We start from the raw sequence: 22,239 nt of genomic DNA on the forward strand, positions 1-22,239 counted from the left end.
AATGACCTACACCCATCTTAGCACGGATGAACTGGTAATTATAGAATCTTATTTCCATCAGAATGCCTCTGTATCAAAGATTTCAGAACAGATTGGCCGAGCACGTCAGACCGTCCACAATGTGGTCACTTTCCTGAAAGACGGTCACACCGCATTGGATTTCTATAAGCGCTACAAGGCAAACAAGCAGCGTTGCGGTCGAAAACAGACGGTGCTGTCGAATGATCAACGCGCATATGTGGCAGAAAAGGTCGCGCAAGGATGGACGCCGGATGTGATTGTCGGTCGCCGTGAACAGCCGATCAACTGCTCCAGCCGCACATTGTACCGCATGTTCAAGCGCAAAGACTTTGATGTTTCCACCTTGCCGATGAAAGGAAAGCGAAAACCCAACGGCCATAAGGAACGCCGTGGGAGACAGGCTTTCAGACGGAAACTCTCTGACAGAAAGACGGACTACCCAGCATTCAAAGAAGCATTTGGACATCTGGAAGGCGATACCATTGTCGGCATCCATCATAAAAGTGCCGTTGTGACACTTGTAGAACGGCTGTCGAAAGTGATCATTACCCTCAAGCCCGAGGGCCGGACTGCAAAGGATATTGAAACAGTCATCAACGCATGGTTCCATCAGATTCCCAGAAATGTGTTCAAATCCATTACTTTCGACTGTGGTAAGGAATTCTCAAATTGGCAGTCAATGAGCAACCGAAATGATATTGATATTTACTTTGCCGACCCGGGCACGCCTTCCCAAAGAGGATTGAATGAACATTCCAATGGACTGCTTCGGAAAGACGGCCTGCCCAAGCATATGGATTTCAACACAGTGGATCAGAGGATGGTTGCTTCAGTAGCCTCCAAGAGAAACCACATACCCAGAAAGTCTTTGAACTACCAGACACCGCTGGAAGCATTTATGAGTTACATGGATGTAGGCAGGCTGTCTAGCTTATTTTGACAAACGAAGATAATAAATTCCTCCATACTTCACTTAGAGGAACACCCATTATTTCGTTATATTTTTCTATTGGATTTTCTATGTAAGGTACATTATGTTCATCCAATTTATTCAAGGTTTCTTTTAAAGAGCGCTCCAAAATCAATTCTGTTTGAAATAACGTACCATCCATATCAAATATTACCGCTTTGTTCATGAGTATAATCTCCAATCTATATTTATCAGTCTATTAGATTATAATCAATTACTGAGATACTGTCTTCGAAATGAATTTCATAAATTTACTCTCTTCTTCCATCAATTTATTTGTTTAATCGAATCAGAATCCCGCAGGGCGTTCAATAAATGAGCGTCCTTTTTATTTTGTCATTGAAAGTAACACAGTTACAGAAAATCGTCTATTTAGGATATTTCTAATTATGTTAAAGTAAAAATAAGGTAAATAATACAAATTAGAGGAAAGGGATTTCATGAACAACATATTGAAAGTAGCAATCACTTTTGGAACACTCTTAATTATAACAGGTGTAGTCATAATTTCTTTTTTCATTAACTCAAAAAATGACTTAAAAGAAACTGTATCGCTTACAGATGAAGAATAAAAGGAATTGGAACAATTGGCGTCCGGCGAAAAAGATTTCCAAGTGTCAAATGAATCCGAATCCGGTGTTTTAAGTGAAAGAATATTCTCCGACCGTCTTCACGGCATGACCCATCAAAAAGTGTATGCTGAAGAAAAATGGGGATACGCACCGATTACAGAAGAATCAATCGACAAAATGCTTGAAATACTTGAAAAATCCGAATACACACACCAAGAATTTTATAAAAAATCATTGATAGCTTGGAAAGACGGCGATTTTTCAAACGCTGTTAAAGTACACAATGTTATTTGGAATAATAAGGGCGGGAACGTTGGAAAAGCAGAACGTCTTTTGACCCCGAAAGAGGAAATGGAGTTTAGAGCAACACAAGACGGGACATAAGAGCGGATATTTTGACCTTTAATATAGAATAAATTCAAAAACGTAAACATGAATACAGACTGTCGAAAGGGGATTATATGAGAAATTCAATAAAAACAATCGCCGTGTTTTCAGGTATTATATTTTTAACGGCAGGAATCGTTTTCGCTTTGATTGTAACCGTAAATCCGTTCGGATACTTCGAAAGTGAAGGAAGTTCCGAATCGAACGAAGAATTAAATCAAGAAATCGCAGTCAGTTTCGAAGATAAGGCCGAATTCTCACCGGCAGAAATCGAAAACAAAGTCGTCGATATGGTTCATCGAATGAGCCATCAAAAAGTAAGGGCCGAAGAAAAGTGGGGTCATCTGAAAATAACGGAAGAAAGAATCAATGAAGTAATTGGTTTGTTAGAACAGTACAATGTTGAAGACAGGACGTTCCTTCATAAAGAAATGCTTAACTGGCGGGACGGCAACTTTTCAAATTCCGAAAAAGTTCATAACGTTCTAACTCAACCAGAATACAAACACGTAATGCAAAGCGGAAAAGCATACGGTTTATTATCGAAAGCAGAAGAACAAGACTATATCGAAAAGCATTTCACTGAAACGGACGACATACCAAAAGAGGAAGACGAAAGGTATCAAAACAGAAATTAATGATAAACACAGGACGTCCGAAAAGGCGTCTTTTTTTATCTTTTACAGTTAATAGTTATATAAACATTTTCCAGCATATTACCAATATGAAAATCTCCATGAAGTGGTACGTTATCAACATCTTGGAGCAATTCCCTGTATCGATTTAAATTGTTGAGCAATAGATATCCTTTCTCATATTTCAACTCGCATTCCTCATACATTTTTATATTCCTATCAATATTACTATTATATCTGTCGGGCCATGGAGCATATGATTGAATATTAATGTCGAAAGTATGGATTTTCCTGAGTATTTCCCCAAACTGGCCCCCCAATTCGTATTGCTGGTCTTTACTGAAACTGCTGATTTTTTGATACGCATCTTCGCCTTCAATCCATTCAAGAATAAGGTAGTAATAGCAGTTATCCAAGCATTCATCATGCCCGACAAGTTTATGTGTAGGCACATCATGCTCATGACTTTTAAGCAGAAATTCAACATGCGTGAGAACACGTTCTTTTTCCTCAATCGGTGACAACCTTAAGAGATATCTTTTCCCAAAATAGTCCTTGGCAATATATTTCACATCACCCGACCAGCCCTTTTTGAATGGTTCGAGACTTTCGATATTATATTCACTTAAATCTTTTTGTAATCTCTGCTTATCCATACTATAAAACCTTTCGTTGGAATCCTTCATTAATGTCATGAATTTTCTGATATAATTTTATTATACCAACGCATTACGATAACCGAAATAAGGAAGTGAGTGATATGAAAATTAGAGAATTACATGTAAACGATACAGAGCCTTTTATCGAACTGAATAAGAAAATCGATGATTCGGGATATATGTTATATGATCCGGGAGAAAGACAGATTACAGCAGACAAACAGAAAAAAGCGATAATGCAAATTAGTGAAGATGAATCGATGAAATTTTTAGTAGCAGAAATAGATGGCGCGCTTACAGGCTACATAGGAGCCTTCAGAGGTAAATTGAACAGGAATAAACATTCAGCATATCTGGTACTCGGTGTAGATGAAATTCACAGGGGAAAAGGGGTTGCCTCAAGGTTATTCAATGCACTATTTGCATGGGCAGAAAATGAAGGAGTATCCAGGCTGGAACTTACTGTGATTAAGGAGAATACACCGGCTTTTAATCTATATAAGAAAATGGGCTTTGTACTGGAAGGGGAGAAAGTCCATTCACTGATGATCGATGGTGAGCCTGTTAATGAATACTATCTGTATAAGATGATCTGACCGTCGATCATATCAATTTGAGGGGAGAATTCACATATGAACCGTGAAGCAAAAACATATTGGAACAATTATTGGGGAGATAAGAATGCGCCTGAATCGGTGACTGCCTGGCAGTTCGGAGACGATCCGGATTATCTTGCACAGCTGGTTGTGGATGGCATCAAGACTGCGACCTGCTCCGGGCGTATATTTTATGATCTTGAGAACGACCCCCTGCCGACTACGGAAGATTATAGTGTCATAATGAACAAGAGTGATGAACCGGTGGCGATCATCAAAACAACGGAAGTAGGTATAATGCCGATGAACGAGGTGCCGGAGGAATTTGCGGTTGCCGAAGGTGAAGGGGACAGGACCTATCAGTACTGGTGGGAGGCCCATGAAAAGTTCTTCAAAGAAGAACTGAAAGGTGTTGGTTACGAGTTCTCAGAAGATATGCTCCTGGTCTGTGAACGGTTTGAACTGGTGCATGTGCGAGATAACTAATACTTACGGGATATAAAACGACATCTGACTTATGCCAGATGTCGCTATTTCTATTCTATAAGTTCTGATTCCTGCAGGTAATCCTGTGCGACCTGGTAAGGGTCTTCACCTTCGACGGCGACCTGGTAGTTCATTTCCTGCATTTCTGTATCGCTTATCTGTCCGCTCAGCTCATTGAGCGGGTCGACGATTTCCGGATGTTCATCCAGGAATTCCTGTGTGAACAACGGGGCACCCTGGTAAGGGGGGAAGACGTTCTCGTCATCTTCAAGTATTACCATGTCGTACCGTCTGAGGTCTGCATCTGTCGAGTATGCATCCATGAGGTTGATGTCTCCATTGTTGATTGCCTGATATCTCAGTTTCGGCTCCATGGTCCGGACATTGCTGAAGTTCAGGTCATATGCTTCCTGTATGGCCGGATACCCGTCTTCGCGGTCGCTGAATTCCAGTGTGAATCCTGGATTGATCTGATCTTCGATTGTCTTCAGATCACTGATTGTCTCCAGGCCATGCTCCTCTGCGAACTCCCGTTTTACAGCAAGGGTGTATGTGTTGTTAAACTGCATGGGTTCGAGCAGCGTCATGTCAAACTGTTCTTCGAGGCTTGATTTGGCCTGTTCATAGACTTCGGCTTCATCTTTTGACTCCAGCGGTTCTTTGGTCAGTTCACCGAGTACTGTGCCGGTGAATTCAAGATATCCGTCGATGTCTCCGGACTCGAGTGCATTGAACAGGAATGATGTCTTGCCGAGTCCGTCTTCAACCTGTACGGTATAGTCCGTTTCTTCCTCGATCAGTATTTTATACATATTCGTGATTATGGATGGTTCTGTCCCGAGTTTCCCCGCGATGGTTATGGATTCGTTCTTCTGACCGAACATAGGTCCCACGGTTATCAGAAGCATCACAACAAGAATACTGCCGAGAGTGATGATGATCTTCCTGTACGAAAGATTCTGGATGATGCGCAGGACGACATCGAAAATGATCGCAAGCAGTGCTGCAGGTACTGCGCCGATTATAATGAGTGAAGCGTTGTTCCTGTCGATACCGAGCAGGATCAAATCACCGAGGCCGCCGGCGCCGATCAGTGCGGCGAGTGTGGCGGTGCCGATGATCAGCACCATGGCTGTGCGTACCCCGGCCATGATGACCGGCATCGCAATGGGCAATTCAACTTTCATAAGACGCCTCATTGTCTTCATGCCGATGCCCCTTGCTGCTTCGACAAGCGAGCCGTCGACTTCAATGATCCCGGTATAGGTATTCCTTAAGATCGGCAGCAGTGCATAGATGATCAGAGCGATCACCGCCGGCACTTTGCCGATGCCGAAAAGTGGGATCATCAGCCCGAGGAGGGCGAGAGAAGGGATCGTCTGCATCACTGCCGCAATGTTGATGACAATCTCGGATATTCTTCTCGTCTTGGTAAGTAATATGCCAAGCGGCACACCTATGAGTACTGCTATTAGGAGAGCGATGAATGACAGTTGTATATGTTCAATGAGTGTCGTCAGCAGTTCACCTTTTCTGGCATTCAAAGTATCGAGCAATGTATTCATCGGTCGTCACCTCTCTGTCTGTCAGCGAGGTATTTGAAGACATCGCGGCTGTTCAGGATTTTTTCAGCCCCATCGCCGCCATTCACAATTATACTGTCATGCTCGGACAGGTACTGGAAAACCACCTGGATCTGGGTGTCGGCCGGCACAACCGGATAATCAGAGTGGTCTGTTGGGGACTCAGGAGAATGATCTTGTGCAATATCCCCGATTGTCAACTGCTGCATTCTGTGGGCATCCAGGTCGCCGATGAAATCTTTGACGAAATCATTCCTGGGTGAGGTGAGGAATTCATCCGGTGTACCGATCTGTTCTGCGTGGCCCTCTTTCAGGAGACAGATCCTGTCGCCCAGTTTAAGTGCTTCCTGTATGTCATGCGTCACGAATACGATGGTCTTTTTGATCTTCTTCTGCAGTTCCACGAGATCATCCTGCAGTTTCTCCCGGCTGATCGGATCGAGGGCACTGAACGGCTCATCCATCAGAATGACCGGCGGGTCTGCAGCGAGGGCCCGGACGACGCCGACACGCTGCTGCTGGCCGCCGGAGAGCTCGGATGGTTTGCGGTTTTTGAACTGTTCCGGGTCCATCCCGACCATTTCCAGAAGTTCATCAATCCGTTTGTCGATATCCGTTTCGGACCATTTCTTCATGAGTGGTACCTGGGCGATGTTCTCCTTGATGGTCATATGCGGGAACAGGGCGATCTGCTGAAGGACATATCCGATGTCCCAGCGCATTTCATAGACCTGGTAGTCGCTGATCGGCCTGTCCTTGAAATAGATATATCCGTTTGTCAGCGGAATCAGTCGGTTGATCATCTTCAGGGTGGTGGTCTTTCCGCAGCCTGACGGACCGATCAGGACAAAAGTTTCACCTTCCTTTATATCGAAAGTCAGGTCATCGACTGCAGTTTTGTTGCCATACCGCTTTGTTACATTCTTAAATTGGATCATATTTACGCTCCTATCGGTTTGCCTATAAGAAAAGTATATAGAAAATTGGCTGCAATTAAAATATCCCGGCATATTTTCAAAATGCAGGCAATTGTCCATCTTTGGATATCATACCCGTAATGGAGAATATTATCGGGGAAATGTGGGATGGATGAACAGATATATGTGAAAAGCATTAATTTTATCAAAAATGGGCTTTTCAGTTTCTTTTTTCAATAGGGTGTGGTATTATACTTGTAACGGGAATACCTGAGAAGTTCGTGATGTGTTGAATTATATTTTGACCTAACACCTTTTTATACGGGAGCCCAATTGGTTTTCCTGCAAAAAACAAGCCTGCCAGCCAGGACGTTTGGAGCAGGAAACAGGGCACCCACCTGCAAATAGCAGGCCAAAATAATCAACAAATACACACGGCTTTAGCTCGGATATTCCAGTAAGTACCGGATGATTTCATCCGGTGCTTATTTTTTTGTCGAAATTTAAATGAAATGGAGCATCTTTTTGGATGCTCCATTTTTACATATTTTTAAGTTTGTTGTATATATCGTTTAGCTGTTTCTCGTATTTTGATACATCGGATGTATCAAAATATTTGTTTTTCGTCATCGTATCCGGCAGATACTGCTGTTTGACGACATGGTTCGGATAGTTGTGCGGATATTTGTAGCCGACGGCGTTGCCCAGTTTTTCCGCACTGGAGTAGTGACCGTCCCGCAGATGTTTTGGCACCGCGCCGATTTTGCCTTTTCTTATATCCGACAGCGCAGCATCTATGCTTTTGATTGCACTGTTCGACTTTGGCGACAGTGCGAGTTCAATGACGGCCTGTGAAAGGGGGATCCTTGCCTCCGGAAACCCGAGCCGCTCCGCTGACAGTATGGCATCGAGCGTTCGGCTGGCAAGCTGCGGATTGGCGAGCCCGATGTCCTCATAGCTGATGACGAGAAGCCTCCTTGCTATGGTTACAAGATCACCAGCTTCTATCAGCCTGGCCAGGTAGTGCAGGGCCGCATCGACATCACTGCCACGGATGGATTTCTGGAAGGCACTCATGACATCATAATGCTGATCTCCGTCCTTGTCATGCAGGAATGCTGATTTTTGCATGCAGGACTCTGCATCATCCAGTGTGATCGTCACTTTGCCGTCCTCATTTTTCTCCGTACTGAGGGCAGCGAGTTCAAGCGCATTGAGCGCACTCCGGACATCACCGTGGCTGGAAAGGACGAAATGCTCCATCGCCTTGTCCTCGATCTCGATATACATACTGCCAAGGCCGCGTTCTTCGTCCTCCATCGCCCTGCTTATGGAGACCCGGATATCTTCCTCCTCGAGTGAATTGAGTTCGAAGATCTGGCACCGGCTTCTGATTGCGGGGTTTATCGCATGGTAGGGATTTGACGTCGTTGCTCCAATGAGGACGATATTGCCGCTTTCCAGGTGGGGGAGGAGAAAATCCTGTTTCGCCTTGTCGAGCCTGTGGATCTCATCCAGCAGCAGGATGACAGAACCGCTCATTTTCCCTTCATCCGCCACAATCTGCATATCCTTTTTTGTGTTGGTTACCGCATTCAGTGTCCGGAATTTATAACTGGTAGAGCCCGCAATCGCACTGGCTATGCTGGTTTTCCCAATTCCGGGCGGGCCGTAGAGTATCATCGAAGACAGGCGTTTTGCATGCACCATCCTCCTGATGATGCCGCCTTCACCCACGAGATGCTGCTGGCCCAGCACTTCATCTATGGATTTCGGGCGCATTCTGAAACTGAGTGGCTGTGTTGACATATTTTCACCTGCTCCTGTGTATGTGTTATATTTATATTACTACAATATATTTTAACATGAACTTAAATGATGAGGTGCTTTATGAAAATCTCGACAAGAGGAAGATACGGACTATACTTTATGCTGGCTTTGGCTGAAGATTATGAAGTGAAGAAAAGAAGTGTGAAATCAGTTGCCGAAGAGCGGGGGATCAGTGACCTGTATCTGGAACAGATTGTAGCAAGTCTGAAGAAGGAAAACCTCGTAAAGAGTACACGGGGGGCATACGGCGGATATGAGCTGAATTTTCCTCCGGATGAGATCAAGGTAGGAAGGATCTTCCGGACATTGGAGGAGAACATTGTGGCAGTGGAAACGGACGAGAAGGATACCGAAACGGAGAGGTATCTCTGGAGAAGGGTCCGGGATGCGTTGCGGGACGTGCTCGACCATACGACGCTTGCCGATCTGCTGAGCCACTCGGAAGATGAAATTGATGATTATATGTTCTATATTTAAAATGCACCCGGAGGGGATCTCCGGGTGCATTTTTGTCAGAAGCGCCCTGATTTGAATATGGCGTAAAGCATACCCATGAACAGTATCATGGCGAGGATGAAACCGATCTCTATGACGGGGATGTTCCAGAAGATGTTGGTCTCGCCGCTCATCGCCTGGCCGATGATCAGTCCGACCATGATGATGCTGAATGACAGGAGTACTATACTGAATGACAGGCGGTTTCCCAGCTGGTCGAGGCGTCTCATATAGTGTTCGCTGCGCTTCAGTACGATTTCGACCGGTACCTGTCTTTTCTTCAGTGCTTTCGTGAATTCGTAGAGATTGCCGGAGGCACTGGCGAGATCATCGCTGAAGGCGGTCCACTGGTCTACTGCCCGGCCTGCTATGTTCTTCGGATTATATCTTTCTTTGAGCAGCTGTCTGCCGAAAGGTTCGGCGACATCGACGATGCTGAATTCCGGATCCAGTTTGCTGACAGTGCTCTCCAGTGTCAGTATGGTCTTGCCGAGTATCGTGAAGTCCGAAGGCAGTTTGATGCGGTGCTGGTTGGCGATGCCGAACAGGTCCTGTACCGCTTCACCCAAATGCATCTGGCTGAGCGGGATGTCATAGTATTTGTCCCTGAGCAGCTCGGCATCTTTGGTGAGCTGTTTCATATCGACATCATCGGGCACGACGCCCATGCGGGCGATTGCCCGGACCACACCGTCGGCATCTTTTTTCATCAGCGAGATGAGAAGGGTGCCGAAGTTCACTTTCATTTCCTTTGTCATCTTGCCGACCATGCCGAAGTCCATGAATGCGATGGTTTCACCCGGCAGTACATTGATGTTGCCCGGATGCGGGTCCCCGTGGAAGAATCCTTCGATCAGGATCTGATGGAAGACGGCATTTGTCACACGTTCGGCGAGTGTCGTGCGGGAATAGCCAAGTGCCTCAATGGAATCGAAGTCATTGATCCGGATGCCCTCGATGTATTCCATCGTGAGAACATTTTTTGTGGTGGCTTCCCAGTGGATTTCAGGGATGCAGACTGTCCTGTCCTCTGCAAACTGTTTGCTTAGCCTTTCGGTATTCCTTGCTTCTATCGTATAATCCAGCTCCTCCAGTATCGCGCGTGAAAATTCATCTATCATATCCTTCACCTGGTACTGTCTTGCCCAGTTCATGCGGGATTCTGCAAGGGAGGCAAGCCTGTGCAGTATCTCAAGGTCATTGCGGACAGTCTGTTCTATATCCGGCCGCTGGACTTTGATGGCTACGGTTTCGCCGCTCAGGAGTCTCCCTCTGTGAACTTGCCCTATGGAGGCGGAGCCGAGGGTCTTTTCCTCTATATACTCGAATATTTCGTCCTTCGTTGCCCCGAGGGAGGTTTCTATGATCGATACCGCATCTTCGTAAGGGAAGGGCGGGACATTGTTCTGCAGCTGTTCAAGCTCACTTATGATATCGTCAGGTACGAGGTCGGGACGGGTGCTCGCGATCTGTCCGATCTTGATGAAAGTAGGACCCATCTCTTCCAGGAAGAGCCGTATGCGTTCCCCTCTGGATTTTTCCTCGTTGTCGCTTTTCCCCTGGCGGAGCAGTATCCTCTTGGGCAGTGAAATCATTTCATCCAATGCAAGTTCCTCTACAATGAAACCGAACCCCGATTTGGAAAAGGCGACCGCAATTTCTCTGTATCTTCTTATGAACTTTATCCTTTTTTCGAAAATCATATTGACCTCCTGATTCAGATGGTGCTATTGCTCCTTTAATACCAGTATACCCGCAAAAAGGTGGATCATCTATTGAAATGCAAAAGGGCCTCCGGAGGGAAGCCCTTTTCCTATACACCCACATACTGGAAATAGTTGTTGTAGATTGCCTGCAATGCTTTTTCTTCATCTTCTATGGCTATTGCGAACATCATGCTGATTTCCGAAGCCCCCTGGTTGATCATGCTGATGTTAACATTGTTGTCGCTCAGGGCGCTTGTCGTTTTCGTGGCGATGCCGATGTGTTCTTTCATACCTTCACCGACAATCACAAGGAGGACCAGATCCTCTTCGACATACAAATCTTCCGGTTCAAGGTGCTCCTCGATGTCCTGCAGTATATCTTCGAGTTTCGTGTTGCCCTCGAACTGGTTACTCCTGATGATGACTGAAAGGTTGTCTATGCCTGAAGGGATATGTTCAATGTTGATTTCATGATCTTCCAGAATCTGCAGAAGCCGTCGTGTAAAGCCTATCTGCCTGTTCATCAGATATTTCCTGAGTGTAATCGAGGTGAATCCCTCATCGCAGCTGATGCCGATGACGGGCATTTCAGGTATGAATTCACGTTCGGCCACAATTTTGGTGCCTTCCACTTCCGGATCGTTCGTATTCCTTATCATGATCGGTGTTTTATTCTTGTACAGCGGTTCGATGGCTTCGTCATGGAAGACGCTGAATCCTGCGTATGACAGCTCACGCATTTCACGGTACGTAATCTCCTTGATGGCATGCGGACTCTCAATCATGCCCGGATGGGCGGAAAAGATGAAGCTTACATCAGTGAAGTTCTCATAGAGCTCCGCATTCACACCGCGTGCGACGATTGCTCCGGTGATGTCGGAGCCGCCGCGCGGAAATGTAACCACCCGCCCGGTTTCGGATACGCCGAAGAACCCGGGAATGACAAGGACGTGTTCGGAAAAGTCCAATTTTTGGAGGGCATCATATGATTCAGGGAGGAGCTGTGCGTTGGAGGGCTCATCCGTCACTTTGATGCCTGCCGCGCCGGGCGGCATGTATTTCGCAGGAACGCCTGATTTGTTCAGGAATTCGCCCAAGAGCTGTGCGTTGAAGTCCTCTCCGCAGGATTTAAGCGCATCGAGCAGCCGCTCCCTGTCTTGGATGGTCTCGAGATATTCATTCAAGGTCGCCTCGAAACCTGTCAGCAGTTCTCTGGATAGGTCCAGTTCATTGATGATCGATTCGAACCGCTGCAGAATCTGTTCCATAGCATCATCTGTCCTCAGACCGGTCACTTTGTTGCCGTGGAGGGCAATAAGCAGGTCCGTCACTTTTATATCATCATCAAACCTTTTGCCCGGGGCAGATACGACGACAATCCTTCTCGCCGGGTCACTTTCTATAATATTTGCAACTTTTCTCAACTGTTTGGCTTCTGAGAGGGAACTGCCTCCAAATTTGACTACTTTCATCATCGTTACACCCCGCTTGGAATTTTAAAATCAATAATACAACAAAAATTATGAATTGTGTAGACATTATTCTAAATACTTCTTGAATTTTTCAACTTTTCACTCTAATATGTTATCTTATACGGGATTCCAGAAACAGGAGGTATAGTGACAATATGAAAATAGCGCTACTTGGTTTGGGTACAGTCGGCACGGGTGTCGTCGATGTACTTGGAAGCAACAGAGAGAAGATCGCCGGACTGACTGGTGAATCACTCACCATCAGCCATGTCCTTGTCAACGATATCAATAAAAAGAGGAGCAGCGGACTGGACGGGGCGGTCATTACAGATGATATTGGAAAAATCATGGAGGATGACACTATAGATATTGTCATTGAAGTAATGGGCGGCATTGAACGCACCAAAAATATTCTGAAAGCGTTTCTTGAAAAAGGTGTGCATGTAATCAGTGCAAACAAGGATATGCTTGCTCAACATATAGATGAATTGGTTGAAACGGCCAATGAAAATAATGCACAATTGCTGTACGAGGCAAGTGTGGCCGGGGGCATCCCGGTTATCCACGGCATCGAGCACAGCCTGAACAGCAACCAGATCACAAAAGTGATGGGCATTCTGAATGGCACGACGAACTATATCCTGTCAAAGATGACAATCGACGGCTGGAGTTACGACCAGGCGCTGGATGATGCCAAGGAGAAGGGATACGCAGAGGCGGACCCGACAAACGATGTCGAAGGCATCGATGCCCAGCGGAAGATTGTCCTTCTCTCCCGCCTTGCCTATGGACGCACTGTCGATATCGGCACGGTACCGGTATCAGGCATCAGCGGTGTGGACATTGCCGACATCGAGTACGCTGCCCGGGAGAATCTGACCCTGAAATTGCTGGGCAAGAGTGAATTCAGGGATGGTGCGCTGTCAATCAGTGTCGAACCCGTACTGTTGCCGTCGGACCACCAGCTGGCCGGTGTGAACTATGAGAAGAATGCCGTGTTCGTAAACGGCAATGCGGTCGGTGAAGCGATGTTCTACGGTCCCGGCGCCGGCAGTCTGGAGACAGCATCCGCCGTTGTCTCGGACCTGATCAATGTGGTGCGGTCAAGGAGCGGCCGTCATAAGAATTTTGCACCGGACATGCCTGCTGCAATGGAAAACGGCATCGGCATGAATGAATACTACATCAGGATGAAAGGCAGCGGTGCCGATGACAATCTGACAGCTGCATTGGATGAGATGTCGCTCCGGTTTTCGCGCATCGATACAGAGTCGGATTTTGTCATCCGGACTGAACCGATAGAGTCTTCCCGGATTGATGAATTGGAACAGAATGATGCTGTAGACATTGCAGCAGTATATCAAATAGATGGAGTTGAATAGAATGGTGAACTGGCAGGGACTTATAAAAGAATATGCAGAATACCTTCCAGTGGGGGAAGGGACACCGCGTCTTACCCTGCATGAAGGGGATACACCGCTCATCCGCCTGGACACGCTGAGTGAAAAGTACGGTTCCGAGCTCTATGCGAAATATGAAGGAGCGAACCCGACAGGTTCGTTCAAGGATCGCGGTATGGTCATGGCAGTGGCAAAAGCGAAGGAAGAGGGGGCGCACACAGTAATCTGTGCCTCTACCGGCAATACGTCTGCTTCTGCTGCGGCTTACGCATCAAGGGCAGGTCTGAACACGATCGTCGTCATTCCGGAGGGGAAGATTGCACTCGGAAAACTTGCCCAGGCGATGATGTACGGTGCCAAGATCGTCTCCATTGAAGGCAACTTCGACGAAGCGCTTAAAATCGTACGTAAAATTGCGGAAGAGAAGAAGGGGATTGCCCTTGTCAACTCGGTGAATCCATACAGACTGGAAGGTCAGAAGTCCGCAGCATTTGAGATTGTCGATGCACTCGGCAAAGCGCCAGACTATCTGACGATACCTGTCGGCAATGCAGGGAATATCTCGGCATACTGGAAAGGGTTCAGGGAATATAACGAAAAGAAAGGTTCAAAGCTTCCGAAAATATACGGTTTTGAAGCAGAGGGGGCGGCGGCCATCGTCAACGACAAAGTGATTGAGCAGCCGGAGACGGTAGCGACTGCCATCCGTATCGGGAACCCTGCAAGCTGGAATCTCGCCGCAGCTGCGCGGGATGAATCCGGCGGGATGATTGAAGCGGTTTCGGATGATGAAATACTTGATGCATATGAACACCTTGCAGCGACAGAGGGTGTGTTCGCAGAACCGGGTTCGAACGCAGGTGTTGCCGGAATGATCCGGTCACTTGAAAACGGAAAAATCGAAAAAGGATCGACCGTAGTCACAGTGCTTACCGGAAATGGGCTGAAGGATCCCCAAACCGCCATAGACCGGATTACACAAAAGCCGAAAGTGCTTCCGAATGACGAGGGTCAGATCATAGACTATATAGAAAGCATCACCGAAAATGGCAACACACCAGTTTAAAGTGCCGGCTACGAGCGCAAACCTTGGTCCCGGGTTCGACTCCGTCGGCCTTGCGCTTGAAAAGTTCCTGTATATCGAAGCATCAGAGAGCGAACGGTGGGAAGTCAGGTTCCGCAACGATTTCCTGAAAGTGCTGCCGGATGATGAAACCAACCTCGTAATAGAGACCGCCGTAGATACCGCGCGGAAATACGGCTTGGAAATGCCGCCCCTCAGAATTTCCATGGGAAGCGAAATCCCCCTGACACACGGTATGGGGAGTTCTGCCTCAGCAATCGTTGCAGGCATCGAGCTTGCGAACTACTTCTGCGGATTGAATCTGAGTGAATTCGAAAAAGTTTTGAGAGGCAGTGAGATAGAAGGCCATCCGGATAATGTGGGGCCATCCGTTACAGGAGGTCTTTTTGTCGGCTATTATAAAGATGATGAACTCTTCTATAACACACTCGACCTCGACGGACTTGAAATCATCATGAGTGTCCCCGATTATGAAATCGATACTAAGGCCGCCCGCGGCGTTCTGCCTGAAATGTATCCCAGGCAGGATGCCGTGGACCAGAATGCCATCAGCAATGCACTGCTGATGGCGATGTTCGCAAAAGACTTTAGCTCTATGGGCCGTCTCATGATGAAGGACAGGCTGCATGAACCATATCGCAGGGAGTTGATCAGGGAATATCAACCGATCAGGCAGGCAGCACTCGGGGCGGGCGCATACGCGACGGTCATCAGCGGAGCAGGGCCGACACTTATGACAGTATGCGACCGGACGGATTCTGAAAGGGTGCTCGAGGCTCTAAGGAGTGTTCCGGACTGCATACATGAGTGCATCCGGCTCTATAAGAAGATATAGAGAAACCCGCGCAGGACAATTGTCCTGCGCGGGTTTCTCTGTTATCCATTGTATTTGGAGACTACTTCTTCGAATATATCATACGAGCGCTTCTGGGCGTCTTTGTCATAAATGTAGCTGACCGCCATGATTTCATCGACGTTGAACTGGGTCTGGAACAGTCTCAGCTTCTCCAGTACAGTATCATGACTGCCGAGCATCGCTACCGGGAACCTGCTCTCCACCGCCTGCTTTTCATAAGGAGACCAGAGTGGTTCCATGTCATCCACCGGCGGCTGGAGTTTCTTGCGTCCGCCGCGTATGACATTGAGTACAAACTGGGAGAGTGTGGTGCTCAAATACTTTGCCGCCTCGTCCGTATCCGCGCAGATGACATTGAGGCATGCGATCTTGTAAGGTTCGGACAACTGATCCGACGGTTCGAATTCCGCCTCATAAATCCTGAAAGCATCCTCCATCTGTCCCGGTGCAAAATGCGCGGCAAAGGCATACGGCAGACCGAGACGTGCCGCAATATGTGCAGAATCCGTGGAGGATCCGAGTATATAGAGCGGGAGATTGGCACCATTCCCGGGGAAGGCCACAACCTGGGTTTCCCTGTCCGAGAGGAAATCACGGATCTCTTCAACTTCCGAGCCGAAAGTATGGACCCCGTCATGGTTATTCCTTCTGATTGCAGCAGCGGTCCGCATGTCGGTGCCGGGCGCGCGTCCGAGGCCGATGTCGAGCCTGTCGCCGAATATCGCCTGCATCGTGCCGAACTCCTCGGCGACGATGAGCGGCGAGTGGTTCGGCAGCATGACGCCGCCGCTGCCCACACGTATGTTTTCTGTGTGGTGGAGTATATGATGGATCAGCTGCCTTGTGGCTGATGATGCGATGGATGTTGTATTATGGTGCTCCGCCACCCAGTATCTTGTGTATCCGGAGCCGTCGACGTGCTTTGCGAGGTCGACCATATCAGCGATTGCGTCACTGACCCCGTGGCCTTCGCGGACGGGTACAAGATTGAGCAGGGATGCGGATAATTTTTTTGGCATGACTTTTATTCCTCCTTCATAGAAATAATTATCAGCCAAAGGATTTATTTTGTCTAATAAACGGTTTGTAAAGTATTAAAAATGACTGTTCCATGTTAAAATTGTTTAGTGTATAATTAAATCTATTTGAAAAGCGGAGGGTGAATGGAAGTGGGAGTATATGCAGATTTTGCGGCAACGACACCGATGGATAAAGGAATCATGGAACAGATGCTTGAGGAATCAATGGAATTCGGCAATCCGTCAAGCATTCATAAAGTGGGCAAGCGTGCAAAAGCGAAACTTGAGCACTCCCGCAGGGAAACAGCAGGCCTGTTGAATGCGCATCCTTCCGAAATCACATTCACCAGCGGTGCCACCGAAGCGAACAACCTCGCCATCAGGGGCATCGTGTCGCGTTTTGATCATCCACATATCATAACAACTGAAATAGAGCACGCTTCTGTACTGAACACTTATGAAGCCCTTGAAGAGGCGGCTGATGTGACGTATATTCCGGCAACAGACAAAGGCACAGTCGACACCGCCGCTCTCAAAGCGGCGCTGAGAGAAGATACCGTACTTGTGTCGATCATGCTTGTAAACAACGAAACCGGTGTGATGCAGCCAATATATGAAATCGGTGAGATTCTGGCAGAACATGGTGCGAAGCTGCATGTTGATGCCGTTCAGGCGTTCGGACACATGGGTGTTGATGTAAAAGAGCTCGGTGTTGATCTTCTGACCCTCAGCGGCCATAAGATATACGGCCCTAAAGGGATCGGTGTGCTGTACAGGGAAAAAGATGTGATCCTCGCTCCGATGATCACCGGCGGCTCGCATGAAAAAGGCAGGCGGAGCGGCACTGAGAACAGCCTGTTCATAGGTGCAATGGCGGAAGCGATGAAAAAGGCGGATGCTGAAAGGACGGTGCGCAGCATCAAAGAGATGCAGCTGAAAGAGAAATTCCTGAACAACATGACGCATGCAGAAATCCCATTCGAAGTGAACGGTGATGTCAATCAGGCATCAAGCCATATCATCAATATTCATTTCCCGTGGGCGGATTCAGAATTCCTGCTTACTGCACTCGACATGGCGGATATCTATGTTTCCGGCGGTTCGGCATGCAGTGCGGGCACCGTGGAACCGTCGCATGTGCTTGAATCGATGTTCGGCGAAGATGCACGCGTCAAAAGGTCTGTGCGCTTCAGCTTTTCCCATCTGATGGAGGAAAAGGAAATAGACATTGTAACAGAATCTCTCAAGGATATATATGAAAGGCTTTCATAGAAAGACGATTTGAAAGGAATGAAAGAATTGGATAACAAAGATATTACCGTAGTGGTCGGCATGAGCGGGGGCGTGGACAGTTCCGTAACCGCCAAACTGCTGAAGGAGCAGGGGTATAACACAATAGGCATTTTCATGAAGAACTGGGATGATACGGATGAGTTCGGTGTATGCACTGCGACGTCGGATTATGAGGATGTCAGGCTCGTGGCCGAGGAAATCGGCATTCCGTATTATTCCGTGAATTTTGAGAAAGAGTATTACGACAGGGTCTTCCAGTACTTCCTCGATGAATATCAAAAAGGGAGGACGCCGAATCCTGATGTGATGTGCAATAAAGAAATCAAATTCAAGGCGTTTCTGGATCACGCGATGAAGCTCGGTGCAGATTATGTGGCAACGGGCCACTATGCACAGGTCATCCGTGATGAGCACGGTGTGAAGATGCTGCGCGGCGTGGATAACAACAAGGATCAGACCTATTTCCTGAACCAGCTTTCCACAGAACAATTGTCGAAAGTCATGTTTCCGCTTGGTCATCTGAACAAACCGGAAGTGAGGGAGCTTGCACAGAAGTATGACCTGGCGACGAAAGACAAGAAAGATTCCACAGGCATATGCTTCATCGGGGAGAGGGACTTCAAGGAGTTCCTGAGCGGCTATCTTCCGGCAAACCCGGGTCGCATGATAGAAATGGATACCGGTGAAGACAAAGGGCAGCATGACGGCCTGATGTACTACACTATCGGCCAGCGTCAGGGCCTCGGCATCGGCGGGGACGGCGGACCTTATTTTGTTGCGGGTAAGAATCTTGAAACAAATGAATTGTATGTTGTCTCCGGCTATGATAACCCTGCACTCTCTTCCTCCAGCCTGGAGGCATCCGGGCTGAACTTGATCAATGACATGCCGGAAACATTCGAATGCACTGCGAAATTCAGGTATCGCCAGGACGATGTGCCGGTCACAGTGACGCGTCTCGGCGCCGATGCGATCAAAGTGGACTTCCATGAGCCGGCCCGCGCGGTCACACCGGGACAGGCCGTGGTCCTCTATGACGGCGATGTATGTCTTGGCGGCGCGACGATCGACCGTGTGTTCAAAGATGCCAAAGTGCTGGAGTATCTTGGATAATGGCACTTGACTACGAAACCCTGATAACTGAAGGCAGAACAGAAGAGGCTATTGAGGCGATCTTTGCGGCGATTGAAAAAGAGCCGGAAGAGGAAGCCCACTACATCAACGGTGGCAACATGCTGCACCGTGCGGGCAAGGACGAGGAGGCGGAACGCTTTTTCCAGAAGGCGATTTCTCTCAATTCAGGCAGCACCAGCGCTTTTTATTCACTGGCGAACCTGTACTACGATCACGGCCGTTACGAAGAGGCTGTAAGGCTGTACCTGCTTGCATATTCCAGGAACGACAGGGATGCGGATCTGAACTTCATGCTCGCAATGTCGCATGTGCATCTTGGAGCAGCGGAAAAGGCGCTCCAGTTTTTTGAAACGGCACATGATGTGAAACCTGGTGATACTGATATCAGTTTCCAGTACGGGCTGCTCTGCTGCCGGCTGGGGCTGTATGACCCGGCTGAAAAGCTGCTCGGTAAAGTGACGGACAGAGAACAGCATGCCGATGCGGAATACAACATGGGGCTGTTGAAGCTCATGAAGTATGATGACAAAGATGCGGCCATCACCCATTTCGAGAGGGCCAAAGATATACAGGAAGACCATCATCTGGCGCACAACGCCATTAAAAATCTGAAAGATACCGAGTAAAGTCTCCAAGGAAAGTGATCCCGGATGGAACAGTCGACAATCTATGATGATATATATATCACGGGGGAAGTGGAACGCGTCATATTCATGAGTGAACAGACGCGTTTTGCTGTCCTCAAAGTGAATATAACCGAGACCAACACCCACTTCAATGACGAAGCCATTGTGACGGGTTATTTTCATGCCGTCTCAGAAGGTGACTCCTACCGGTTTTCCGGAAAGGTCACCAATCACACAAGGTACGGAGAGCAGTTCAGCGCAGATTCTTTCAAAAAGGAACTGCCGAATACTGTCCGGGGAGTCATCCAGTACCTCTCCGGTGATACATTCCCCGGAATCGGTGAAAAGACTGCCAAAAAGATTGTGGAATCACTCGGGGTGAATGCGCTTGAGAAGATATCGGATGACGCTTCTGTTCTTGAGGATGTGGGTGGACTGCAGAAAAGCAAGATGGAGATGATCCATCGAACAATCCTGGAAAACCGGCAGACCGAGCAGTCGGTGATCAGACTGACGGAACTCGGTTTCGGCCCCAGGATGAGCGCCAAAATTCTCAAGACATACCAGGATGAGACGATGGATATCATCGAAAAAGAGCCATACAGGCTTGTGATGGATATTGAAGGGATCGGTTTCGCCACTGCCGACAAGATTGCGATATCCGCAGGAATCGCCATGAACGATCCGGGGCGTCTGAAGGCCGGCATAATGTACGTGATGGAAACGACGATCATGGGTGATGGACATACATATATCGATATGGATGAATTGATCGTGCTTGCGGATGAGCTTCTCAGCAGGAACGGAAGCCGCAATTTCACCGATGACGAAATAAGGCAGGCGGTTGCAACGCTTTTGGACCGTGACCAGCTTGTTGAATATTCCGGCCGCATCTACATCCCCTCACTGTTCTACTCGGAATATAAATCCTCCGAACAGATCTACCGTCTGATCAACGACAGGACGGACATCTCGATCAGCGGGGAGAAGGCGGGGGATATGGTCACTGAAATCGGTGAACATTTCGGAATCGACTACAACACCAGGCAGAAAGAAGCGATCATCTCTGCTTTGACCAGAAAGATTTCGATCATCACCGGAGGACCGGGGACGGGCAAGACGACGATCGTCAAAGGGATCATCAATGCCTATCACCGGCTGCATAAGCTCAAGGATTATGAGGAGTACGAAAAGGATGAGTATCCGATACGGCTGATAGCCCCGACGGGCCGTGCTTCAAAAAGGCTGAGTGAAACTGCAGGCATCGGGGCATCAACCATCCACCGTCTCATCGGCTGGGGAATGGACACGGGCAAGGATGAGATCATCGATGCGGAAATTGATGCGGAACTGATCATAATAGATGAAATGTCCATGGTTGATACATGGCTGTTCTACCAGTTCATGAGAAATGTCAAACCGTATACGCTCCTCGTCTTCGTCGGCGACCGCGACCAGCTGCCGTCGGTGGGTCCGGGCACAGTATTCAAAGATCTGATTGCATCAGAGGTTGTTCCTGTAACAGAGCTCGACACCATCTACCGGCAGGGTGAGGGCTCCTCCATCATCCGGCTCGCCCACCAGATAAAGATGCGTGAACCGATGGACATCACTCAGAAATTCAGTGACCGGCTGTTCATTCCGGCCCGGGTCAATCAGATACCCGACCTCATTGAAAAGGTCGTCGACAAGGCAGTCGGCAAGGGATATGACATGCGGGACATCCAGGTCCTCGCCCCCATCTACAGGGGGAACGCCGGCATATCCAAACTAAATCAGATACTCCAGACGATACTCAATCCCAAAGAGGATGGTAAGAGTGAAATCGAATTCGGCGATGTCACTTTCCGTGAAGGGGACAAAGTCATCCAACTCGTCAACCGCGGCGAGGACAACGTATTCAACGGCGACTCCGGCATAATCGAATCCATCTTGTTCAAGGATCAGGATGAGGCCGAGAAAGATACGGTCATGGTGGATTTCGACGGCATCCACATCGCCTACGAACGGAAAGAACTGACGGAGTTGTCCCATGCCTACTGCACCAGTATCCATAAGGCACAGGGCAGTGAATATCCGATTGTCATTATGCCTGTTGTTAAAAGCTACTATCATATGCTGATGAAGAATATCGTATATACAGGGATTACACGTGCCAGGGAATCACTGATCATCTGCGGGGATGCGGAAGCTTTCTACGATGCACTCAGTCGCGAGGGGATAGAACGCAACACCTCGCTTCTGGAAATGATCCACTCACTGTTCGGAGTCAAAATTGGACAGCAGGAAAATGGCCTGGCGGAAGATGATGCCGTACTGACTGAGGACAATATGATGAAAATCCCGGCAATGATCAACATGGGGGAAGTATCCCCCTATGATTTCAATTGACAGGCGGGTTCTGAATATCTATAATCAGAGTCAAGAAAGCTGGAAAATCGAGTTGGCGATGCGCACTGGACAGAGACATTGTGGCTGGTGGAAACAATGATGCGTCC

20 protein-coding genes, 1 other RNA gene and 1 pseudogene are annotated in these 22,239 nt (G+C 47.9%); 14 read left to right on the forward strand and 8 right to left on the reverse strand.

Going from position 1 to position 22,239, the window contains the following annotated elements; all coding sequences use genetic code 11:
* Position 1: 1 nt before the first annotated feature.
* Complete coding sequence (locus C792_RS0106980; protein ID WP_017548747.1) at positions 2-961, forward strand: IS30 family transposase; 960 nt, start codon at positions 2-4, stop codon at positions 959-961.
* Here the strand turns inward: C792_RS0106980 and C792_RS0106985 are convergent.
* Positions 948-1,157, reverse strand: coding sequence for an HAD hydrolase-like protein (locus C792_RS0106985; RefSeq protein ID WP_017548748.1), 210 nt, complete (start codon positions 1,155-1,157; stop codon positions 948-950). The two genes, C792_RS0106980 and C792_RS0106985, sit on opposite strands and share 14 nt — an antisense overlap.
* 412 nt (positions 1,158-1,569) lie before the next feature.
* Here C792_RS0106985 and C792_RS14375 point away from each other — a divergent pair, with 412 nt between their 5' ends.
* On the forward strand, positions 1,570-1,947 hold the full coding sequence (locus C792_RS14375) for a DUF6241 domain-containing protein (RefSeq protein WP_040608720.1): 378 nt from the start codon (positions 1,570-1,572) through the stop codon (positions 1,945-1,947).
* A gap of 77 nt (positions 1,948-2,024) precedes the next feature.
* Entirely contained in the window at positions 2,025-2,588 is a 564-nt protein-coding gene (locus C792_RS14660) for a DUF6241 domain-containing protein (RefSeq protein WP_017548751.1), read from the forward strand.
* A 35-nt stretch (positions 2,589-2,623) separates the two neighbouring features.
* Here the strand turns inward: C792_RS14660 and C792_RS0107005 are convergent, their stop codons facing one another.
* Positions 2,624-3,241, reverse strand: coding sequence for a phosphotransferase family protein (locus tag C792_RS0107005; RefSeq protein WP_017548752.1), 618 nt, complete (start codon positions 3,239-3,241; stop codon positions 2,624-2,626).
* A gap of 104 nt (positions 3,242-3,345) precedes the next feature.
* On the opposite strand from C792_RS0107005, the gene C792_RS0107010 reads away from it, so the two are divergent.
* Together C792_RS0107010 and C792_RS0107015 are read left to right on the forward strand one after the other, a co-directional pair.
* Complete coding sequence (locus tag C792_RS0107010) at positions 3,346-3,840, forward strand: GNAT family N-acetyltransferase (protein ID WP_017548753.1); 495 nt, start codon at positions 3,346-3,348, stop codon at positions 3,838-3,840.
* A 36-nt stretch (positions 3,841-3,876) separates the two neighbouring features.
* Positions 3,877-4,326: an ASCH domain-containing protein gene (locus C792_RS0107015; protein WP_017548754.1), complete on the forward strand. Its 450-nt coding sequence runs from the start codon at positions 3,877-3,879 to the stop codon at positions 4,324-4,326.
* Between the two features lie 50 nt (positions 4,327-4,376).
* Here the strand turns inward: C792_RS0107015 and C792_RS0107020 are convergent, their stop codons facing one another.
* Both C792_RS0107020 and C792_RS0107025 read right to left on the reverse strand, forming a co-directional pair.
* Positions 4,377-5,891, reverse strand: coding sequence for an ABC transporter permease/substrate-binding protein (locus tag C792_RS0107020; protein WP_017548755.1), 1,515 nt, complete (start codon positions 5,889-5,891; stop codon positions 4,377-4,379).
* A gap of 245 nt (positions 5,892-6,136) precedes the next feature.
* Positions 6,137-6,847: pseudogene (locus C792_RS0107025) on the reverse strand (ABC transporter ATP-binding protein); the annotation flags it as partial.
* Between the two features lie 243 nt (positions 6,848-7,090).
* Here C792_RS0107025 and ssrS point away from each other — a divergent pair.
* Positions 7,091-7,282, forward strand: a non-coding RNA gene (gene ssrS / locus C792_RS14755) — 6S RNA.
* Positions 7,283-7,366: 84 nt separating this feature from the next.
* On the opposite strand, the gene C792_RS0107030 is transcribed toward ssrS, so the two are convergent.
* Positions 7,367-8,635: a replication-associated recombination protein A gene (locus tag C792_RS0107030; protein WP_017548757.1), complete on the reverse strand. Its 1,269-nt coding sequence runs from the start codon at positions 8,633-8,635 to the stop codon at positions 7,367-7,369.
* Between the two features lie 81 nt (positions 8,636-8,716).
* On the opposite strand from C792_RS0107030, the gene C792_RS0107035 reads away from it, so the two are divergent.
* A complete protein-coding gene (locus C792_RS0107035; RefSeq protein ID WP_026090271.1) occupies positions 8,717-9,133 on the forward strand; it encodes an RrF2 family transcriptional regulator in 417 nt (138 codons plus the stop codon).
* Between the two features lie 35 nt (positions 9,134-9,168).
* Here C792_RS0107035 and C792_RS0107040 read toward each other — a convergent pair whose 3' ends face one another.
* On the reverse strand, positions 9,169-10,854 hold the full coding sequence (locus tag C792_RS0107040) for an ABC1 kinase family protein (RefSeq protein ID WP_017548759.1): 1,686 nt from the start codon (positions 10,852-10,854) through the stop codon (positions 9,169-9,171).
* Positions 10,855-10,964: 110 nt separating this feature from the next.
* Positions 10,965-12,329 carry an aspartate kinase gene (locus C792_RS0107045; protein WP_026090272.1) on the reverse strand — a complete coding sequence of 455 codons (1,365 nt, stop codon included), beginning with the start codon at positions 12,327-12,329 and terminating at the stop codon, positions 10,965-10,967.
* A gap of 155 nt (positions 12,330-12,484) precedes the next feature.
* Here C792_RS0107045 and C792_RS14385 point away from each other — a divergent pair, with 155 nt between their 5' ends.
* The 3 genes from C792_RS14385 to thrB are packed head-to-tail and all read left to right on the forward strand — an operon-like array spanning position 12,485 to position 15,648.
* Positions 12,485-13,711, forward strand: a complete 1,227-nt coding sequence (locus C792_RS14385; protein WP_017548761.1) for a homoserine dehydrogenase — start codon at positions 12,485-12,487, stop codon at positions 13,709-13,711.
* Between the two features lies 1 nt (position 13,712).
* Entirely contained in the window at positions 13,713-14,795 is a 1,083-nt protein-coding gene (thrC, locus tag C792_RS0107055) for a threonine synthase (RefSeq protein ID WP_017548762.1), read from the forward strand.
* Entirely contained in the window at positions 14,776-15,648 is an 873-nt protein-coding gene (thrB, locus tag C792_RS0107060; protein ID WP_017548763.1) for a homoserine kinase, read from the forward strand. The genes thrC and thrB overlap by 20 nt, the downstream gene beginning before the upstream one ends.
* A 41-nt stretch (positions 15,649-15,689) precedes the next feature.
* Here the strand turns inward: thrB and C792_RS0107065 are convergent, their stop codons facing one another.
* Complete coding sequence (locus tag C792_RS0107065; RefSeq protein ID WP_017548764.1) at positions 15,690-16,688, reverse strand: LLM class flavin-dependent oxidoreductase; 999 nt, start codon at positions 16,686-16,688, stop codon at positions 15,690-15,692.
* Between the two features lie 144 nt (positions 16,689-16,832).
* Between C792_RS0107065 and C792_RS0107070 the strand changes: the two genes are divergently transcribed.
* Genes C792_RS0107070 through recD2 form a run of 4 tightly spaced genes read left to right on the forward strand, consistent with a single transcriptional unit; the run spans position 16,833 to position 22,132 of the window.
* Positions 16,833-17,960 carry an aminotransferase class V-fold PLP-dependent enzyme gene (locus C792_RS0107070; protein WP_017548765.1) on the forward strand — a complete coding sequence of 376 codons (1,128 nt, stop codon included), beginning with the start codon at positions 16,833-16,835 and terminating at the stop codon, positions 17,958-17,960.
* A 27-nt stretch (positions 17,961-17,987) separates the two neighbouring features.
* Positions 17,988-19,094, forward strand: a complete 1,107-nt coding sequence (gene mnmA, locus C792_RS0107075; RefSeq protein WP_017548766.1) for a tRNA 2-thiouridine(34) synthase MnmA — start codon at positions 17,988-17,990, stop codon at positions 19,092-19,094.
* Positions 19,094-19,741: a tetratricopeptide repeat protein gene (locus C792_RS0107080; protein ID WP_017548767.1), complete on the forward strand. Its 648-nt coding sequence runs from the start codon at positions 19,094-19,096 to the stop codon at positions 19,739-19,741. The genes mnmA and C792_RS0107080 overlap by 1 nt, the downstream gene beginning before the upstream one ends.
* A 24-nt stretch (positions 19,742-19,765) precedes the next feature.
* A complete protein-coding gene (gene recD2 / locus C792_RS0107085; protein ID WP_017548768.1) occupies positions 19,766-22,132 on the forward strand; it encodes an SF1B family DNA helicase RecD2 in 2,367 nt (788 codons plus the stop codon).
* Positions 22,133-22,239: the final 107 nt, after the last annotated feature.

Origin of the sequence: Salinicoccus carnicancri Crm, from assembly GCF_000330705.1 — a bacterium.
GTDB lineage: Bacteria > Bacillota > Bacilli > Staphylococcales > Salinicoccaceae > Salinicoccus > Salinicoccus carnicancri.